Source organism: Pseudomonas sp. SD17-1 (assembly GCF_029201585.1).
Taxonomy (GTDB): Bacteria; Pseudomonadota; Gammaproteobacteria; order Pseudomonadales; family Pseudomonadaceae; genus Aquipseudomonas; species Aquipseudomonas palmensis.
Map to the genome: position 1 here is coordinate 168,100 of NZ_CP104044.1, position 19,328 is coordinate 187,427.

The following is a 19,328-nucleotide window of genomic DNA, read 5'->3' on the forward strand; positions in this document are numbered from 1 at the left end:
TAATTCGCCCTGTGTTCGCACGGTGCAGTTAAGGAAGCCCGACATGCAGCTCAAAGACGCCCAGTTGTTCCGCCAGCAAGCCTTCGTCAACGGAGAGTGGCTGGACGCGGACAACGGTCAGACGATCCAGGTGACCAACCCGGCCACCGGTGAAGTGCTCGGCACCGTGCCTAAAATGGGCGCCGCCGAAACCCGTCGCGCCATCGAGGCCGCCGACAAGGCCCTGCCGGCCTGGCGCGCACTGACCGCCAAGGAGCGTGCTGGCAAGCTGCGCCGCTGGTTCGAACTGATGATCGAGCACCAGGACGACCTGGCCCGCCTGATGACCTCCGAGCAGGGCAAGCCACTGGCCGAAGCCAAGGGCGAAATCGCCTATGCCGCCTCGTTCATCGAGTGGTTCGCCGAAGAAGCCAAGCGTGTCTATGGCGACACCATCCCGGGCCACCAGCCCGACAAGCGCCTGATCGTGATCAAGCAGCCGATCGGCGTTACCGCGGCAATCACCCCGTGGAACTTCCCGGCTGCGATGATCACCCGCAAGGCCGGCCCGGCCCTGGCCGCTGGCTGCACCATGGTGCTCAAGCCCGCTTCGCAGACCCCGTACTCGGCCCTGGCCCTGGTCGAGCTGGCCACCCGTGCCGGCATCCCGGCTGGCGTGCTGAGCGTGGTCACCGGCAGCGCCGGCGACATCGGCAGCGAACTGACCGGCAACCCGATCGTGCGCAAGCTGTCCTTCACCGGCTCGACCGAAATCGGTCGCCAGCTGATGGCCGAATGCGCCAAGGACATCAAGAAGGTTTCCCTGGAGCTGGGCGGCAACGCTCCGTTCATCGTGTTCGACGACGCCGACCTGGACAAGGCCGTCGAGGGCGCGATCATCTCCAAGTACCGCAACAACGGCCAGACCTGCGTCTGCGCCAACCGTATCTACGTGCAGGACGGCGTCTACGACGTGTTCGCCGAGAAGCTCAAGGCGGCAGTCGCCAAGCTCAAGATCGGCAACGGCCTGGAAGACGGCACCACCACCGGCCCGCTGATCGACGGCAAGGCCGTGGCCAAGGTGCAGGAGCACATCGCTGACGCGGTGAGCAAGGGCGCCAAGGTACTGAGCGGCGGCAAGCTGATCGAAGGCAACTTCTTCGAGCCGACCATCCTCGTCGACGTGCCGAAAAGCGCTGCCGTGGCCAAGGAAGAAACCTTCGGCCCACTGGCTCCGCTGTTCCGCTTCAAGGACGAGGCCGAAGTCATCGCCATGTCCAACGACACCGAATTCGGCCTGGCCTCGTACTTCTATGCCCGCGACATGAGCCGTGTGTTCCGTGTCGCCGAAGCCCTGGAATACGGCATGGTCGGCATCAACACCGGCCTGATCTCCAACGAGGTCGCGCCGTTCGGTGGTATCAAGGCCTCGGGCCTGGGCCGCGAAGGCTCCAAGTACGGCATCGAGGACTACCTCGAAATCAAATACCTGTGCATCAGCGTCTGATCGCAGCGTAAGGCTTTACCTCTGCCAGCGGGGCGCGAGAGCGCCGTCCCGCTGGCCTTTTTTACACCGTGACATCCGGCCGCCTGGGCCCCTGCAGCAGTCGATCAACGCATGCTGCTGCAGTCGAATACCGGCCGCCCCGATCGAATCGCGCCACCTGCGTGTGGCGAAATGAGGACATTATGAGCAAGACCAACGAATCCCTGATGCAACGCCGTGTAGCCGCCGTCCCACGTGGCGTCGGCCAGATCCACCCGATCTTCGCCGAGTCGGCCAGGAACGCCACCGTGACTGACGTCGAAGGCCGCGAGTTCATCGACTTCGCCGGCGGTATCGCGGTACTCAACACCGGTCACGTGCATCCGAAAATCATCGCTGCCGTTGAAGCTCAACTGCACAAGCTGACCCACACCTGCTTCCAGGTACTGGCCTACGAGCCGTATGTCGAAGTGTGCGAAAAGATCAACGCGCTGATCCCGGGTGATTTCGCCAAGAAAACCCTGCTGGTCACCACCGGTTCCGAAGCCGTTGAAAACGCCATCAAGATCGCCCGTGCCGCCACCGGCCGTGCCGGCGTGATCGCCTTCACCGGCGCCTACCACGGTCGCACCATGATGACCCTGGGCCTGACCGGCAAGGTCGTACCGTACTCGGCCGGCATGGGCCTGATGCCAGGCGGCATCTTCCGCGCCATCTACCCGAACGAACTGCACGGTGTGAGCATCGACGACTCGATCGCTTCGATCGAACGCATCTTCAAGAACGACGCCGAAGCCAAGGATATCGCTGCGATCATCCTGGAGCCGGTCCAGGGCGAAGGCGGTTTCTACGTCGCGCCTAAAGAGTTCATGAAGCGTCTGCGCGCCCTGTGCGACCAGCACGGCATCCTGCTGATCGCCGACGAAGTACAGACCGGCGCTGGCCGTACCGGTACCTTCTTCGCCATGGAACAGATGGGCGTCGCGCCTGACCTGACCACCTTCGCCAAATCCATCGCTGGCGGCTTCCCGCTGGCCGGTGTGTGCGGCAAGGCCGAGTACATGGACGCCATCGCTCCAGGCGGCCTGGGCGGCACCTACGCCGGTAGCCCGATCGCCTGCGCCGCGGCCCTGGCCGTGATGGAAGTGTTCGAAGAAGAAAAACTGCTGGACCGCAGCAAGGCAGTCGGCGAGCGTCTGGTCACTGGCCTGCGCAAGATCCAGGACAAGCACCCGATCATCGGTGACGTGCGTGCCCTGGGCTCGATGATCGCGGTCGAGGTGTTCGACAAGGCCGGTTCCCACACCCCTAACCCGACTGCCGTTGCAGCCGTCGTGGCCAAGGCGCGTGACAAGGGCCTGATTCTGCTGTCGTGCGGTACCTACGGCAACGTGCTGCGTATCCTGGTTCCACTGACCTCGCCTGACGAGCAGCTGGACAAGGGTCTGGCCATCATCGAAGAGTGCTTCGCCGAACTGGCGTAAGTGTGACGCGATAGGAAAAAACCCGCCTCGGCGGGTTTTTTTTCGCCCAAAGCCCGACAAGGGCGCTAAGGTTTGCACAGGAGCTATCTTGGAAGACGCCCTGGATGGCGTGCATCGAGATGTCAGGAGAAGCCCGATGACCGTTTCAAACCCACCCACCGCACCCTGTGTGCTGATTGCCGAAGGCGACCCGTGGGTGCGTGACATGCTCAAGGACATGCTGCTCAGCGTGCGCTGCGATGCCCGCCTGCACGTCTGTGCCAATGGCCACGAGGCGCTGTCCGCGCTGGCCAGCCAACCCGATCTGATCATCGCCGCCCGCGAGCTGCCCGGCATCGACGGCCTGGACCTGCTGCGCAGCGTGCGCGCCAAGCGCCGCAGCTTGCCGTTCATCCTGATCAGCAGTCGCAGCGATGTGGCCAGCGTGCGCGAGGCGCTGCCGCTGGCGCCCACGGCGTACCTGAGCAAGCCGCTCAATGCCGACCTGCTGCGCCAGCGCCTGGAGGAGCAACTGCTTGGTGCCGGCGAGGCGGTGGCCTGCCCGGTGCCGGCATTGCGCCCGGGCATCACCTTGTCGCGGTTTCTCGAAGACCACCGCAGCACCGCCGATGGCGGGCCGTTGCTGGCTGATGTGAAGCAGGCGATCAAGCACGCGCTCAACCCCGAGGGGCTCAACCTCAAGGCACTGGAAGAAGAGATCCGCAACGACCCGCAGATCACCGCGGTGCTGATCGCTGCGGCCAACAGCGCGGCGCTGCATCGTGACGGTGCGGTGCAGACCCTGCTGCAGGCGTTGAACAAGCTGGGCACCACACAGAGCATGAACCTGATCATGGGCCTGGCACTCAAGCGCAGCGCCAGGCTCAGCGACCCGTTGCTGTCACGCCATGCCGAGCATTTCTGGAGCCTGTCGCTGCACACGGCCGAGTATGCCGCCAGCCTGGCGCGGTCAATGGAGCTGGACCAGGAGCGTTGCTACTGTGCCGGCTTGCTGCATTGCCTGGGCGACCTGGCGTTGCTGCGCTGCCTGCAGGAGTGGAGCCTGGCCGGGGGCGAGCTGGACGAGGACGCGGTGCAGTTGTCGTTGAACGAGTATGGCGCTGCGTACGGCTCGGCGCTGCGTACCCGCTGGCGCTTGCCGCTGGAGCTGCGCGAACTGATTGCCTCGGTGTATCAGTTGGGGGGCGGGGTGTACTCGCGGGAGAACCTGATCTTGAACCTGGCCGGGCAGCTGGCGCGGCTGCCGGCCGAGCAGGGCCTGGAGCAACTGGCCGAGAGCAAGACGGCGCGCCTGCTGAGGGTGGGGTTGGCGCAGCTGGAGCTGCTGCGCAAGGCCTGAGACCGCAATCGCGGGTCAAGCCCGCTCCCACAGGGCCCTGGTAAACCTGTGGGAGCGGGCTTGGCCCGCGATGGGGCCGGCTCAGGCGCCGGACGTTTCAGCCCCTGACAATCTGGTTCTTGCCCTGCCGCTTGGCCTGATACATCGCCGCATCCGCCCGTGCGAACAGGCTGTCGAGCACTTCATCCTCCTCATCGATGCCGGTCAGCCCCTGGCTCACCGTCACCCCGAACACCTGTTCGTCCTGGCTGAAGCTAAGGCGCTGGATCTCGCGCTGCAGACGCTGCGCCACCTGCAGCGCCAGCTCCGGCGTGCACCCGGGAAACACCGCCGCGAACTCTTCGCCGCCAATGCGCCCGAACAGGTCGCCACGGCGCAGCACCGCCTTGCCGCTGTCGGCGATGCGTTGCAGCACCTGATCACCCGTCTGGTGCCCGTAGGTGTCGTTGACCTGCTTGAAGTCATCGATGTCCAGCAGCAGGAACGCCATCGGCGCCTGCTCCTGGCGTGCCTTTGCGAAGGTGTGGTGCGCGCATTCGAAAAAGTGCCGGCGGTTGCTGCTCTGGGTCAGCACGTCGGTGGTGGCCAGGCGCTGCAACTCGCCTTCGAGCTGCTTCTTTTCGGTGATGTCCTCGGCCATGCCGACCACGATCACGCCCTGTGCGCTATCGGCCTGCTGGTTGATGAAGCACTTGTCGCTGAGCCAGCGCACCTGCCCGTCGGCGGCGATGATGCGGTACTCGCGGTCTTCCACCGCGCCCTTGACCAGCACCTCGGCCAGGCTGCGTTCGGCGTACTCCAGGTCGTCGGGGTAGATGCTGTCGCGCCACTCGTTGTGATCGGCCAGCAGCAGACCGGCCGAGCGCCCGAAAATCCGCTCGTAGGCCGGGCTCACGTACAGCACGCGCCGGGTTTCCCAATCCATGGCCCAGAGCACCGCGTTGACACTGTCCAGCAGCGAGCTGAACAGCTGCTCGCGCTCGCTCAGGCGCGCGACTTCACCCTGGGCATGCAGCAGGGCCAGCAAGGTGTGCGCGGGATGCGACGGTGGGCTGAACGACGGGGACGGCGGGTTCTTGTTGACCATGTGCACGAAGCGTCTCGAAAAGCGGAATCGAAAGGCGAAGGGCGTGCGGCCTGACACGGCCCGCCACGCGGGCGATATGCCAGTCAGAGTGAAAATCGAAGGGAGAGTTCCTCAGGCGCGCCCCAGGACGGGGCGCGCCGATCAACGGCGTCAGGCCAGGGCAGGGCGCAGCGAATAGGTCTTGAGCTGTGCGGCGAAGTCGCGCAGCGACTGGATACCGCTGGCCTCGGCCTCGTGTACCCAGTCCTTCATCGCGGCCAGCATGTCGTGGCCGTTGGCGCTGGTGCGTGCCCAGATCTGCTGCAGGGCCAGGCGCTTCTCGTAGATGGTCTTGAGTGCCTGGCTGTGCGCCAGCATCGACTCGATGCGCTGGTGGTGGCGGTCTTCGAGCAGGCTCGGCTCACGCGAAAGCAGGCGCTTGGCGCGGCGGAACTGGTGGCGCACCGAGTCGTCCACGCGCATCAGCTCCTGCTTGACCAGCGGCGCGATCACCAGCTTGCGGTACTGCGCCATGATCTGGAAGCGGTTGTTGAGGATCGCCATGGCGGTATCCATGTCGAGCTGGCCCTTGCCCTCGACGCGGTGCGCGATGGGTGCCACGCGCTGCACCTTGGCCAGGCGCAGCCAGGTGAACAGCTTGATCCACGCCCAGCCCATGTCGAACTCCCAGCGCCTGACCGAAAGCTTGGCCGAGTTGGGGTAGGTGTGGTGGTTGTTGTGCAGCTCTTCGCCGCCGATGATGATGCCCCACGGCACCAGGTTGGTGGCGGCATCGCGGCATTCGAAGTTGCGGTAGCCCACCGCGTGGCCCAGGCCGTTGACCACGCCGGCGGCCCAGAACGGAATCCACATCATCTGCACTGCCCAGATGGTGATGCCGATGGTGCCGAACAGCAGCACGTCGATCAGCGCCATCAGCGCGATGCCGCCCAGCTTGTAGCGCGAGTACAGGTTGCGTTCGATCCAGTCCTCGGGGCAGTTCTTGCCGTAGATGCGCAGGGTCTCGGGGTTCTGCGCCTCTTCGCGGTACAGCTCGGCACCCTTGCGCAGCACCGTGGACAGGCCCTTGATGACCGGGCTGTGCGGGTCGTCGACGGTTTCGCACTTGGCGTGGTGCTTGCGGTGGATGGCGGTCCATTCGCGGGTGTTCTGCGCCGTGGTCAGCCACAGCCAGAAGCGGAAGAAGTGCTTGAGCCCGGCATTGAGCTCCAGGGAGCGGTGCGCGGAATAGCGGTGCAGATAAACCGTGACCGCGACGATCGTCACGTGGGTCATCAGCAGGGTGACGGCCAGCAGTTGCCAGGCTGACAGGTCGAGAAAACCGTTGTACCACATAGGCGGGTGGGCCCTCGTAAAGCGAAAGAAACAGCGCAAAGTATTATCCCTACCCTACTAAATAAAACCAGTCGGCGTTTTAGATAGGAGGTCACGGGATATTTCTACCCCTATAATGGCCATCATTTTGCCCTGGGTTCCAGCGACTCTATGTCTGTATCCGTTCGAGACGCCCTGCGTATGTCCGCGCTGTATCTGGTGCTGTCGGTCATGTGGTTGGTGCTGTCTGATCAAATACTGAGCAATCTTTTCGATGATCCCGCCCAGTTGGCACGCTGGGAGCTGATCAACGCCTACGCGTGGATGGGCTGCAGCGCTGCGCTGATCTTCGTGTCGCGCTGGCGCCTGCTCAATTTCATCGGCGTGGGCGCGCGCCTGCGCCGCGAGGACCGCGAGCGCCTGCGCATGGCCGCAGCGGTGTTCGACAGCACCCTCGAAGGGGTGCTGGTGAGCGACCGCGACGGCCTGATCGTGCACGTCAACCGGGCGTTCATGCAGATCACCGGCTACCAGAAGGACGAGGTGCTGGGCCAGCGCCCGAGCAAGTTCAAGTCGGGCCGCCACGACACCGCGTTCTACCAGCAGATATTCGCCACCCTGGCCGAGAAGGGCGAATGGAGCGGCGAAATCTGGAACCGGCGCAAGAATGGCGAGATCTACCCGCAGTGGCAGACCATCTGCGCCATTCACGACGACAGCGGCCAGCTGACCCACTACGTGGCGGTGTTCAGCGACATCAGCGCGATCAAGCACACCGAGCGCGAGCTGGCGCACCTGGTGCACCACGACCCGCTCACCGACCTGCCCAACCGCCTGCTGTTCAACGACCGGGTCAAGCAGACCCTGGCTGCGGCCCAGGCCAACAAGCGCGGCTGTGCCCTGTTGCTGCTGGACCTGGACCACTTCCAGAGCATCAACGACAGCCTCGGCCACAACACCGGCGACCAGTTGCTCAAGGCCGTGAGCGAACGCCTGCTGGCCCAGCTGGGCACCGGCATGACCCTGGCGCGGCTGGGCGGCGACGAGTTTGCCGTGCTGTCCGAGAACTGCGCCCAGGTCGGCCAGGCCGCTGCCCTGGCGCAAGGCATCATCGATTGCCTCAAGGAGCCGTTCGAGCTCGACCACCATCGCCTGTTCACCAGCGTCAGCATCGGCATCAGCCTGTTCCCCAGCGATGCGCTGAGCGCCGAGCAATTGCTGCGCAACGCCGACTCGGCGCTGTTCAAGGCCAAGGGCAATGGCCGCTCGGGGTACGCCCTGTACACCGAGGAGCTGACCGCCCATGCCCAGCAGCGGGTCGAGACGGCCGGCGAGCTGCGCCGGGCCCTGGAGCAGCAGGAACTGCGGGTGTACTACCAGCCGGTGCACGACCTGCTGACCGGCGCCATGATCGGCGTCGAGGCACTGGTGCGCTGGCAGCACCCCGAGCGCGGGCTGGTGCCGCCGGGCGAGTTCATTCCGATTGCCGAACGCACCGGGCTGATTGCCGAGATCGACACCTGGGTGATGCGCCAGGCCTGCCAGCAGATGGTGCAGTGGCAGGCCGAGGGCAAGGCCCTGAGGTTTGTCGCGGTCAACGTGTCCAGCCGCCTGTTCGGCAAGCGCAGCCTGTACCAGCTGGTGGCCCAGGTGCTGCACGACACCGGGCTGGACCCGGCGCGGCTGGAGGTCGAGGTGACCGAAAGCGCGGTGATGGAAGACCCCGAGGTGGCGCTGGAGCAGTTGCACCGCCTGCGCGAGCTGGGCCTGCAACTGGCCATCGACGATTTCGGTACCGGTTACTCCTCGCTGCTGCGGCTCAAGCGCCTGCCGGTGCAGAAGCTCAAGATCGACCAGGGCTTCGTGGCGGGCCTGCCCCATGACGATGATGACGTCGCCATCGTGAGGGTGATCATCGCCCTGGCGCGCAGCATGGGCATGCAGATCCAGGCCGAGGGCATCGAAGAGGCCGAGCAGGCGCGCTTCCTGCTGGAGCAGCAGTGCGACATGGGCCAGGGCTACTGGTACGGTCGACCGGTGCCTGCGCAGCAACTGCGCTGGTCCTGAGGGCCCTTTCGCGGGTCAAGCCCGCTCCCACAGGGGCCGGTGGAGAACCTTGTGGGAGCGGGCTTGACCCGCGATGGGCTGCAAAGCAGCCCGCCTCTACACTTTTTAGTTATATAAAAATTCTTAAATAGTATTTTTAAGAATATTCCACCCTCTCTAAGATTGCCCTCAAGCCAGGCGCAGTCGTCCCCTTCAGATGCAGCTGCACGGCACCCCTTATTTCCAGGAGCACGAGCATGAGCGCATCTCTGCGTAGCGTTGACGGACAGGACGAAGCCACCATTCTGCGCGAGATCCAGAGCGCATTGCGCGACCTGCGTTTCGGCGCGGTGGAAATCACCGTGCACAACGCCCAGGTCGTGCAGATCGAACGCAAGGAAAAATTCCGCCTGCAGAATCCAGGCAACAAGCCCAGCTGATTCAGCCCTCTAATTAGAAAAAAATACGCCAATCGGGAGCTTCACCATGTCCATCCGCCGTTATGCCCTGGCCGCACTGGCCAGTGCCGTGTTTGCCGGTTCCGCCATCGCCAAGGACTACGAGCTGTTGAACGTGTCCTATGACCCCACCCGCGAGCTGTATCAGCAGTACAACGCCGAATTCATCAAGCACTGGCAGCAGGCGCACCCGGACGACAAGGTCAAGATCCAGCAGTCCCACGGTGGCTCGGGCAAGCAGGGCCGTGCGGTGATCGACGGCCTGCGCGCCGACGTGGTGACCCTGGCCCTGGCCGGCGACATCGACGAAATCGCCAAGCTCGGCAAGACCCTGCCGGAGAACTGGCAGACCCGCCTGCCCGACGCCAGCACCCCGTACACCTCGACCATCGTGTTCCTGGTGCGCAAGGGCAACCCCAAGGGCATCAAGGACTGGGGCGACCTGATCAAGAAGGACGTGTCGGTGATCACGCCCAACCCGAAAACCTCCGGTGGCGCGCGCTGGAACTTCCTCGCCGCCTGGGCCTACGGCCTGAAGGCCGGCGGCAGCGAAGCCAAGGCCCAGGAATACGTGCAGGAGCTGTTCAAGCACGTGCCGGTACTGGACACCGGCGCCCGCGGCTCGACCATCACCTTCGTCAACAACGGTCAGGGCGACGTGCTGCTGGCCTGGGAAAACGAAGCCTTCCTGGCCCTCAAGGAAGACGGTGGCGCCGACAAGTTCGACATCGTCGTGCCGTCGCTGTCGATCCTGGCCGAGCCGCCGGTGGCGGTGGTGGACAAGAACGCCGAGAAAAAGGGCAATACCGCGATCGCCACCGAATACCTCAAGTACCTGTACAGCCCGGCCGGCCAGAAGATCGCCGCCGAGAACTTCTACCGCCCGCGTGACGAGAAGGTCGCTGCCGAATACGCCAAGCAGTTCCCTAAACTCGAACTGGTGACTATCGACAAAGACTTCGGTGGCTGGAAAACTGCGCAGCCCAAGTTCTTCAACGATGGTGGTGTGTTCGACCAGATCTACACGGCGCAGTGATGCGTGGCCGTTAGGATAATCGCCATTCAGTAGCCAGCATGGGCCCGGGATTCGTCTCGGGCTTCGTGCGTTAAACCAGGGACTTCTATGTCGCGTCGTATCTCCCCCGTCATACCCGGCTTCGGGCTGACGCTGGGCTACACCTTGGTGTACCTCAGCCTGATAGTGCTCATACCGCTGGCGGCCATGTTCATCCATGCCGCCCAGCTCACCTGGGACCAGTTCTGGACCATCGTCACCGCACCCCGGGTGCTGGCCGCGCTCAAGCTCAGCTTCAGCACCGCGTTCTATGCGGCGCTGATCAACGGCGTGATCGGCACGCTGCTGGCCTGGGTGCTGGTGCGCTACACCTTCCCAGGGCGCAAGGTCATCGATGCGATGATCGACCTGCCGTTCGCCCTGCCCACCGCGGTGGCTGGCATCGCCCTGACCGCGCTGTATGCGCCGTCCGGTCTGGTGGGCCAGTTCGCCACCGACCTGGGCTTCAAGATCGCCTACACGCCGCTGGGCATCACCCTGGCGCTGACCTTCGTGACCCTGCCGTTCGTGGTGCGCACGGTGCAGCCGGTGCTGGCCGACATCCCGCGCGAGGTCGAAGAGGCCGCCGCGTGCCTGGGGGCCAAGCCGCTGCAGGTGTTCCGCTACGTGCTGGCGCCGGCGCTGCTGCCGGCCTGGCTGACCGGCTTCGCGCTGGCCTTCGCACGGGGTGTGGGCGAGTACGGTTCGGTGATCTTCATCGCCGGCAACATGCCGATGAAGACCGAGATCCTGCCGTTGCTGATCATGGTCAAGCTCGACCAGTACGACTACACCGGCGCCACTGCCATCGGCGTGATGATGCTGGTGGTTTCCTTCATCCTGCTGCTGCTGATCAACCTGTTGCAGCGGCGCATCGAAACCCCGTGAAGGAGGCCTGACCCATGTCTGCATCATCTGTTGGTGTGGCCGCTTCGGCCAACGCTGCCCGCCGTGGCAGCGCGATTTCACGGCGCGTGCTGATCGGCCTCGGCTGGCTGATCTTCGCGCTGTTTCTGCTGCTGCCGCTGTTCATCGTGGTGTCCCAGGGCCTGAAGATGGGCCTGGGCACCTTCTTCGAGGCGATCTTCGAGCCCGACGCGCTGTCGGCGCTCAAGCTCACCCTGATCGCGGTGGCCATCTCGGTGCCGCTGAACCTGGTGTTCGGGGTCAGCGCGGCGTGGTGTGTGAGCAAGTACAGCTTCCCCGGCAAGAGCATCCTGGTGACCCTGATCGACCTGCCGTTCTCGGTGTCGCCGGTGATCGCCGGTCTTGTCTACGTGCTGATGTTCGGTGCCCAGGGCTTCTTCGGCCCGTGGCTGCAGGACCATGACATCCAGATCGTGTTCGCCCTGCCCGGCATCGTGCTGGCGACCATCTTCGTCACCGTGCCGTTCGTGGCGCGCGAGCTGATCCCGCTGATGCAGGAGCAGGGCACCCAGGAAGAGGAGGCTGCACGCCTGCTCGGGGCCAACGGCTGGCAGATGTTCTGGCACGTCACCGTACCCAACATCAAATGGGGCCTGATCTATGGCGTGGTGCTGTGCACGGCGCGCGCGATGGGCGAGTTCGGTGCGGTGTCGGTGGTGTCCGGGCATATTCGCGGGGTGACCAACACCTTGCCGCTGCATGTCGAGATCCTCTACAACGAATACAACCATGTCGCGGCCTTCAGCGTGGCCAGCCTGCTGCTGATCCTGGCGCTCTTCATCCTGCTGCTCAAGCAGTGGAGCGAGTCCCGCATTAACCGCCTGCGCCACAGCGCCGCGGAGGAATAATTCATGTCGATCGAAGTTCGTAACGTCAGCAAGCGCTTCAACGCTTTCCAGGCCCTGGACAGCATCAACCTGGATATCCACAGCGGCGAGCTGGTGGCGCTGCTGGGCCCGTCCGGCTGCGGCAAGACCACCCTGCTGCGCATCATCGCCGGGCTCGAGACGCCGGACCAGGGCAGCATCGTGTTCCATGGCGAGGACGTGTCGGGGCACGACGTGCGTGATCGCAACGTCGGCTTCGTGTTCCAGCACTACGCGCTGTTTCGCCACATGAGCGTGTTCGACAACGTCGCCTTCGGCCTGCGCATGAAGCCCAAGGGCGAGCGCCCGAACGAGACGCGCATTGCCGAGAAGGTCCACGAGCTGCTGAACATGGTGCAGTTGGACTGGCTCAGCGACCGCTACCCCGAGCAACTGTCCGGTGGCCAGCGCCAGCGTATCGCCCTGGCGCGGGCGCTGGCGGTAGAGCCCAAGGTGCTGCTGCTGGACGAGCCGTTCGGTGCGCTGGACGCCAAGGTGCGCAAGGAGCTGCGTCGCTGGCTGGCGCGGTTGCACGAAGACATCAACCTGACCTCGGTGTTCGTGACCCACGACCAGGAAGAAGCCATGGAAGTGGCCGACCGTATCGTGGTGATGAACAAGGGCGTGATCGAGCAGATCGGCTCGCCGGGCGAGGTATACGAGAACCCGGCCAGCGACTTCGTCTACCACTTTCTGGGCGACTCCAACCGCCTGCACCTGAGCGAGGACCACCACGTGCTGTTCCGTCCGCACGAAGTGTCGCTGTCGCGACAGGAGGTGGAAGGCCACCACGCAGCTGAAGTGCGTGACATCCGCCCGTTGGGCGCGACCACGCGGGTGACGCTGAAGGTGGAAGGGCAGAGCGAGCTGATCGAGGCCGAGGTGGTCAAGGACCACGACAGCCTGACCGGGTTGGCCCGTGGCGAGACGTTGTTCTTCAAGCCGAAGGTGTGGCAGAAGGTCGGCAATATCTGAGGCCTCACGGGCCTCATCGCGGGTCAAGCCCGCTCCCACAGGTACTCCACTGCACCTTGGATCAGTGATATCCCTGTGGGAGCGGGCTTGACCCGCGACGGGCCGCGAAGCGGCCCGCTTCACCACACCCCGATCTTCACCACGCTGTCCGCCTGCGGCTCCCCGTAGCGGAACCGCTCCCCCCGCCACTCGATCTCCGCATGGCTGATCGTGGTGCGGCGCTTGAGCCCGCGCAGCCACTGCAACAGGTACCCCTGATGCACCTCGCGCACGCCGGCATGCGCCGGATCATCGCCCAGGTCGTACCGCTCCTGCGGGTCTTCCTGCAGGTCGAACAGCTGCGCCCTGAAGCCGTCATACGCGATGTACTTGAAGCGCTCGCTGCGCACCATGGTCATGCGGCAACGGTCGATCGGCTGCCCCAGCCGCTCCCGCGCCGGGGTCTGGAACGCATAGTCGTACTCGGCAATCGCGTATTCGCGCCATCCCTGCGCCGTACCGTGCAGCAACGGTACCAGTGACCGCCCCTCCAGCCGATGCTCGGCCCCCGGCAATCCCAGTGCGTCCAGAAACGTCGGCAGCGCATCGATGGTCTCCACCAGCCGCGCATCCACCGTGCCGCGGGTGGCATCTGCCGCCCCACGCGGGTCGCGCACGATCAACGGCACACCCACCGCCTGCTCCAGCAGAAACTCCTTCTCCCCCAGCCCGTGGTCGCCCAGAAAATCACCGTGGTCGCTGGTGAACACGATCAGCGTGTCGTCCCAGCGCCCGGTGCGTCGAAGCACTTCGAACAGCCGTCCGAGCTGGTCGTCCACCTGCCTGATAAGCCCCATGTAGGTGGGGATCACCTTCAGGCGCACCTCCTCGCGGGAGAAGTTCACGCTCTCCTGATGCTGGCGGAACGCGCCATACACCGGGTGATCGCTGCGCCCGCCCGGCACCGCTGGCAGCACCTGCGCCGCGCCATACAGCGCGTGGTACGGCGCCGGTGCGATGTACGGCCAGTGCGGCTTGATGTACGACAGGTGCAGGCACCACGGCTGCTCGCCCTGTTCGGTGATGAAGTCGATGGCGCGGTCGGTGGTGTACACCGTCTCCGAATGCTGCTCGGGCAGGCGCGTGGGGCGGTCGGCGTGGCGCATGTGCCAGCCGCTGAGCACCTCGCCATCTTCGCCCTGCGCTGCATTGGCCCAGTCGTGCCAGGGGTTGTCGCCGCCATAGCCGTGTTCGCGCAGGTAATGGGTGTATGGCGCGCTCTCGCGCTTGTCGGCGAACTGCGGGTCGTCGGGGTAGATACCGTCATGGCGCACATAGGCTTCGAAACCCACTTCATCGAGCTGCCTGGCCATGTCGGCGTCGATGCCCAGCTGCTGCTGCGCCTGAAGGTTCGGCGTGGCGTGGGTCTTGCCCACCAGCGCGGTGCGGATGCCGGCCGGGCGCAGGTAGTCGCCCAGGGTCAGCTCCTCCAGCGGCAGCGGCACGCTGTTCCAGGCCACCTGGTGGCTGCTCACATAGCGCCCGGTGTACGCCGACATGCGCGACGGCCCGCAGATGGTGCCTTGAGTATAGGCGCGGCTGAAGCGCACCCCGGCGGCGGCCAGGCGGTCGATGTTGGGCGTGTGCAGGTGCGGGTGGCCGTAGCACGACAGGTAATCGCGACGCAGCTGGTCGCACATGATGTACAGCACGTTGCGCACTGGGGCAGGTTGGGTCATGGCGCTCACCGGTTGAAAGTCTGGTGGGTGATTTCGCCCTGCACGCCACGCGACCACAAGCGCATTTGCCGAATACCTTCGATGCGCCCGGCGCAACACCTCAGATGGCCAGGCGCTCCAGGTTGCACAGGTCCTGGTCGGCCTGATCGGTGGCGACGATCTGCGCGATCATTGCCTCGGCCAGCGGCGACAGGCGCTGGCGCGCACGGCTGACGATGCCGTAGCGGGTGTACAGCTCCTCGCAGTCGTCGTGCAGGCCGTCGATGTTCAGGCGCACCAGTTGCTGGGCGGCGCTGTGCAGCGCATCGCTGTTGGCGCTGCAGATGCCGATCGCGTCGGAGTTCAGCACCACCCCCAGCAGGCTGTAGCCGTTCTCGCACTCGACGCTGGCGGTGAAGTCCGGGCGCCCGCTCAGGTCGCTGATCACCTTGCGCAGGTTGGGCGGGCGCAGGGTCACCGCCAGGGGGTAGGCCAGCAGTTGCTCGGCGCTGACGCTCGGCAGTTGCGCCAGCGGGTGCGCGGCGCGGCAGCAGAAGTGCCAGCGGCGCGGGCGCAGGCGCACGGTGTGGTAGGCCGGGTCGGCCTCGAAGCGGCGGGTGTCGGCCACGAAGAACTCGAACTCCTCGGCCAGCAGGCGCTTGTCCAGGTTCTGCCAGTCATCCACCTGAAAGCGCACCCGTGCCCTGGGGTAGCGCCCGATGAACGTGCCGATGGCACGCGGCACCAGCCCGGCGGCCGGCGCCGGGCCGCAGCCAAAGCGCAGCTCGCCGGCCTCCAGGCCGTTGAACTGGCTGATCTCGTTGCTCAACTGATGCGCGCCGCTGACCAGCCGGCGCGCATGTTCGAGCACCACCAGGCCCTGCTTGGTCGGCGCCAGCTCCTTGCTCGACCGGTCCACCAGCAGGCACCCGGCGCTGTGTTCCAGGGCCTGGATGCTACGGCTGAAGGCCGATTGCGAAAGGCTCACCGCGTTCGCCGCCGCCACGAAGCTGCGGTGCTCGGCAAGCGCGATCAGGTGGCGAAGCTGGCGTAGGTCGATATGCATTTTTCACATGAAAAGTATCGGGCAAATGCATTTGCTCTGCCTCGGCTGCACTCCTTATAAAGGCAATCTCTTATGCAGTAAACATATGTGAAATCATAAATAAATAACTTTAAGGAATATCAATTCCTTGCCCAGGAGCTGCCCATGCGCCCGTCTTCCCCCGCCGCACCCTTGTCTTCCCGACGGCTCAAGCGCCTGCCGCTGGCCTTGCTGCTGGCCGGCAGCGCGCATTGGCTGCCGGCCCAGGCGGCCACCGAGGCGGCGCCCGAGGTCAAGCCCGACAGCCAGCTCAAGGCCGTCACCGTGACTGCGCGCCGACGTGAAGAGAGCGCCCAGGACGTGCCCACGCCGATGAGCGTGCTCGACGGCCAGGCCCTGGAAAGCCAGCGCGTGTACCGCATCCAGGACCTTCAGCAGTTGGTGCCCAGCGTCAACGTGGCCTACATGCATGCGCGCCAGTCCAGCGTGTCGATCCGCGGCCTGGGCAACAACCCGGCCAGCGACGGCCTGGAAGGCAGCGTGGGGCTGTACCTGGACAACGTCTACCTCGGCCGCCCCGGCATGGCGGTGTTCGACCTCATGGACATCGAGCAGCTCGAAGTGCTGCGCGGCCCCCAGGGCACCCTGTTCGGCAAGAACACCACTGCGGGGGTCATCAACATCAGCACCCGTGCGCCCAGCTTCACCCCCGAGCGCAGCATCGAGGCCTCGGTGGGCGAGGACGGCTACTTCCAGACCAAGGGCACGCTTTCCGGCCCGCTCACCGAGACCCTGGCCGGTCGCTTCTCGGCCTACCGCACGCGCAGCGACGGCGACATCAGCAACGAGCACGACGGCCACACCCTCAACGGTGGCGCGCGCCAGGGCTTTCGCGGGCAACTGCTGTACAAGCCCAGCGAGCGGTTCAACCTGCGCTGGATCGGCGACTACAACGAGGAAGACTCCAGCGCCGGCACCCGCGTGCTGTACAGCACCGGGCCGACCATCAACGGCGTCAACCGCTATGAAAACCGTGCGGCGGCGGCCGGCGCCACGCTGGTCGACGGCCGCCACCGCAAGGTCAACCTGGACGACGACCAGAAGGTAACGGTGTTCCAGGGCGGCACCTCGCTGGAGGCCAACTGGACCCTGGACAACGACTTCACCCTGACCTCCATCAGCAGCTACCGCTGGTGGGACTTCACTCCGCGCAACGACGACGGCCTGGATGTGCCGGCGACCTACAACGCCGGGGTGTCGGTGCAAGACAAGCAGTACTCCCAGGAATTTCGCCTGGCCTCGCCCACGGGCGGCTTCTTCGACTACGTACTGGGCGCGTACTACTTCGGCTCCAACCTGGACAACAAGTCCTTCGCCTTCTACGGCCCCCAGGCCGACGTGTGGAACGGCACGCCGACCGGTGCGCTGGCCAACGTCAGCTCGGTGGGCAAGGGGCACATCAAGACCGACAGCTTCGCCCTGTTCGGCCAGGGCACCTGGCACCTCACCCCGCGCCTGGACTTCACCGCCGGGATACGCGGCACCTACGAAGAGAAAAGCGCCTGGGTCAACCGCAGCGCCCCGGTGGGCGGCGCTGCGGTCAGCGGGGCGGCGGCAGCGGTACGCCAGGGACGGGCCGGTGCGTATGACTCGGGCGACCTCAACCAGTACAGCACCAGCCCCTCGGGCCTGCTCAACCTCAGTTACCGCTTCACCGACGACCTGCTGGGCTACGCCACGCTGTCCCACGGCGAGAAGTCCGGCGGGGTCAACCTGGCGGTGGGCACCGCACCGGTGGCTGGCGCCGACTCGTTGCTGATCGGCACCGAGCGCGCCAACAACGCCGAACTGGGCTTCAAGAGCACCCTGTGGGACCGCCGCCTGCAACTGAACGCCAACCTGTTCTGGACCCAGGTCAACGGCTACCAGACCAACGCCTACGACGACGCCAACCGCGTGCAGTACCTGACCAACGCAGGCTCGGTGCGCTCACGCGGGGTCGAGTTCGACAGCACCCTGGTGCCGCTGCGCGGCCTTACGCTGAACCTCAACGGCTCGTTCAACGACGTGCGCTACCTCGCCTACAAGGACGCCCCGTGCGCGCCGGAGGTGGCTCTGCAACCGGGTGCCCCGGCCGCCTGCGACCTCAGCGGGCATCAGGTGGTCGGCGCCTCCAAATGGATCGCCAACGCCAACGGGCAGTACCAGTGGGACCTGGACAACGGCCTGCAGCCCTATGTCACCGCCAGCTATGCGTTCCGCTCCAGGGCGGTGGGCACGGTCGAGGACTCGGACTTCGCGCAGATCCCCAGCTACGCCGTGGTCAACCTCAGTACCGGCCTGCGCGGCGATGCCGAGGGCGGGCAGTGGGACGTGTCGCTATGGCTGAAGAACGCCTTCGACAAGACCTACTACACCACCCTGTGGAGCGCCGCCAACGGCGGCTACGAAGGGCTGCTCGGCACCCCGCGGACCCTGGGCGTGACCGGTCGCTATGACTTCTGAGGGGTTTTTCGATGCCTTTGGCGAATATTTTCGATGCCGCAAAGGCATTGCCAGATCAGCAATGCCCTCCAGCCCTTGATTGGCGCGGGCTAGAGCGGTTCAGCGGTTTTGTATATGCGATCAGGTTCTATCCATAACTTTAAAGATTACTTTAAGAGATAAGCAGCACGCGTCGATCATCCACCTCAGCGAAGGCCGGCCAGACCGGGCGGCCTCCGATGCACATGCACCGAACCTCCCAGGAGTTGATCAATGGGTAATGTCCAGACCGCCGCCAGTGCTCTCGATGTGCTTTGGCGCCAGGCGCCGGGCGGCGAGCTGGTCGACCTCGGTCGGCCGCACCGGTTGCCGCTGGCGCAACAGCGCTTGCAGCGCACCCCGCGCAGTGCCTTGAAGGGCCGCGAGAAGGTGCTGCTCGGGGTTTTCGCGCTGGTGCTGCATGGTGCCGTGGCCTACTGGGTCAGCCAGGCACCGGCCCCGGTGTTGCCGGTGGTTCCACCGGAAATCCCGCCGATGACCATCGAGTTTTCCCAGCCGGCGCCACCGGTTGTCGAGCCGCCGCCCCCGGCGCCGGCCGAGCCTGTGGTGGAGCCGCCACCGCCGGTGGTTGACGAGTTGGCCGTCAAGCCGCCGCCACCGCCCAAGCCGGTACCCAAGCCCAAGCCAAAGCCGGTGCCCAAGCCCGAGCCCAAGCCTGCGCCCAAACCGGTCGAGCCGCCGCCGGCACCGCCACAACCTGCCGCCCCGCCTGCGCCACCTGCCCCGGCGCCGGTGACCCCGGCTTCGGCCAGCGCGGCGTACCTGAAGAACCCGGCGCCGGAATACCCGTCGCTGGCCCAGCGTCGCGGCTGGGAAGGCACCGTGCTGCTGCGGGTGCATGTGTTGCCCAGCGGCAAGCCTGGCGAGATCCAGTTGCAGAAGAGCAGTGGTCGCCAGCAGCTCGACGACGCCGCGCTGGCGGCGGTAAAGCGCTGGAGCTTCGTGCCGGCCAAGCAGGGCGACGTGGCCCAGGCGGGCTGGGTCAGCGTGCCGATCGATTTCAAGATTCGCTAAAAATTTCGCGCTA

General features: G+C 65.3%; 15 protein-coding genes. 11 read left to right on the forward strand and 4 right to left on the reverse strand.

Features of this window, described 5'->3' with window-relative positions:
- The first annotated feature begins 43 nt into the window (after positions 1–43).
- The 3 genes from gabD to N0B28_RS00775 all read left to right on the forward strand — a co-directional run bounded on the left by gabD (position 44) and on the right by N0B28_RS00775 (position 4,288).
- Positions 44–1,486 carry an NADP-dependent succinate-semialdehyde dehydrogenase gene (gene gabD / locus N0B28_RS00765; RefSeq protein WP_043861307.1) on the forward strand — a complete coding sequence of 481 codons (1,443 nt, stop codon included), beginning with the start codon at positions 44–46 and terminating at the stop codon, positions 1,484–1,486.
- Positions 1,487–1,668: 182 nt separating this feature from the next.
- A complete protein-coding gene (gene gabT / locus N0B28_RS00770; RefSeq protein ID WP_043861306.1) occupies positions 1,669–2,949 on the forward strand; it encodes a 4-aminobutyrate--2-oxoglutarate transaminase in 1,281 nt (426 codons plus the stop codon).
- 136 nt (positions 2,950–3,085) lie between these two features.
- A complete protein-coding gene (locus N0B28_RS00775) occupies positions 3,086–4,288 on the forward strand; it encodes a response regulator (protein ID WP_275729853.1) in 1,203 nt (400 codons plus the stop codon).
- Between the two features lie 97 nt (positions 4,289–4,385).
- Here N0B28_RS00775 and N0B28_RS00780 read toward each other — a convergent pair whose 3' ends face one another.
- Both N0B28_RS00780 and desA read right to left on the reverse strand, forming a co-directional pair.
- Entirely contained in the window at positions 4,386–5,375 is a 990-nt protein-coding gene (locus N0B28_RS00780) for a sensor domain-containing diguanylate cyclase (protein WP_255000782.1), read from the reverse strand.
- Positions 5,376–5,525: 150 nt separating this feature from the next.
- Positions 5,526–6,710, reverse strand: coding sequence for a delta-9 fatty acid desaturase DesA (desA, locus tag N0B28_RS00785; RefSeq protein ID WP_043861303.1), 1,185 nt, complete (start codon positions 6,708–6,710; stop codon positions 5,526–5,528).
- A gap of 150 nt (positions 6,711–6,860) precedes the next feature.
- Here desA and dibA point away from each other — a divergent pair, with 150 nt between their 5' ends.
- The 6 genes from dibA (at position 6,861) to N0B28_RS00815 (ending at position 13,015) form a co-directional block, all read left to right on the forward strand.
- Complete coding sequence (gene dibA, locus N0B28_RS00790) at positions 6,861–8,756, forward strand: phosphodiesterase DibA (protein ID WP_043861302.1); 1,896 nt, start codon at positions 6,861–6,863, stop codon at positions 8,754–8,756.
- Between the two features lie 236 nt (positions 8,757–8,992).
- Entirely contained in the window at positions 8,993–9,175 is a 183-nt protein-coding gene (gene oscA / locus N0B28_RS00795) for a sulfur starvation response protein OscA (RefSeq protein ID WP_007941032.1), read from the forward strand.
- 46 nt (positions 9,176–9,221) lie between these two features.
- Positions 9,222–10,229 (forward strand): sulfate ABC transporter substrate-binding protein, encoded by a 1,008-nt coding sequence (locus N0B28_RS00800; RefSeq protein WP_043861301.1) that lies wholly within the window; start codon positions 9,222–9,224, stop codon positions 10,227–10,229.
- 87 nt (positions 10,230–10,316) lie between these two features.
- Positions 10,317–11,135, forward strand: coding sequence for a sulfate ABC transporter permease subunit CysT (cysT, locus tag N0B28_RS00805; protein WP_043859898.1), 819 nt, complete (start codon positions 10,317–10,319; stop codon positions 11,133–11,135).
- Between the two features lie 14 nt (positions 11,136–11,149).
- Positions 11,150–12,022, forward strand: coding sequence for a sulfate ABC transporter permease subunit CysW (gene cysW / locus N0B28_RS00810; RefSeq protein ID WP_043859899.1), 873 nt, complete (start codon positions 11,150–11,152; stop codon positions 12,020–12,022).
- A gap of 3 nt (positions 12,023–12,025) precedes the next feature.
- A complete protein-coding gene (locus tag N0B28_RS00815; protein WP_043859900.1) occupies positions 12,026–13,015 on the forward strand; it encodes a sulfate ABC transporter ATP-binding protein in 990 nt (329 codons plus the stop codon).
- Positions 13,016–13,134: 119 nt separating this feature from the next.
- Here the strand turns inward: N0B28_RS00815 and N0B28_RS00820 are convergent, their stop codons facing one another.
- Both N0B28_RS00820 and N0B28_RS00825 read right to left on the reverse strand, forming a co-directional pair.
- A complete protein-coding gene (locus tag N0B28_RS00820; protein WP_275729857.1) occupies positions 13,135–14,733 on the reverse strand; it encodes an alkaline phosphatase family protein in 1,599 nt (532 codons plus the stop codon).
- Between the two features lie 100 nt (positions 14,734–14,833).
- Positions 14,834–15,778, reverse strand: coding sequence for a LysR family transcriptional regulator (locus N0B28_RS00825; RefSeq protein WP_043859902.1), 945 nt, complete (start codon positions 15,776–15,778; stop codon positions 14,834–14,836).
- Positions 15,779–15,922: 144 nt separating this feature from the next.
- Here N0B28_RS00825 and N0B28_RS00830 point away from each other — a divergent pair, with 144 nt between their 5' ends.
- Together N0B28_RS00830 and N0B28_RS00835 are read left to right on the forward strand one after the other, a co-directional pair.
- On the forward strand, positions 15,923–18,262 hold the full coding sequence (locus N0B28_RS00830; protein ID WP_275729858.1) for a TonB-dependent receptor: 2,340 nt from the start codon (positions 15,923–15,925) through the stop codon (positions 18,260–18,262).
- 252 nt (positions 18,263–18,514) lie between these two features.
- The gene (locus tag N0B28_RS00835; RefSeq protein ID WP_043859904.1) at positions 18,515–19,315 is read left to right on the forward strand and encodes an energy transducer TonB; all 801 of its coding nucleotides are present in this window, start codon (positions 18,515–18,517) and stop codon (positions 19,313–19,315) included.
- Positions 19,316–19,328 lie beyond the last annotated feature (13 nt).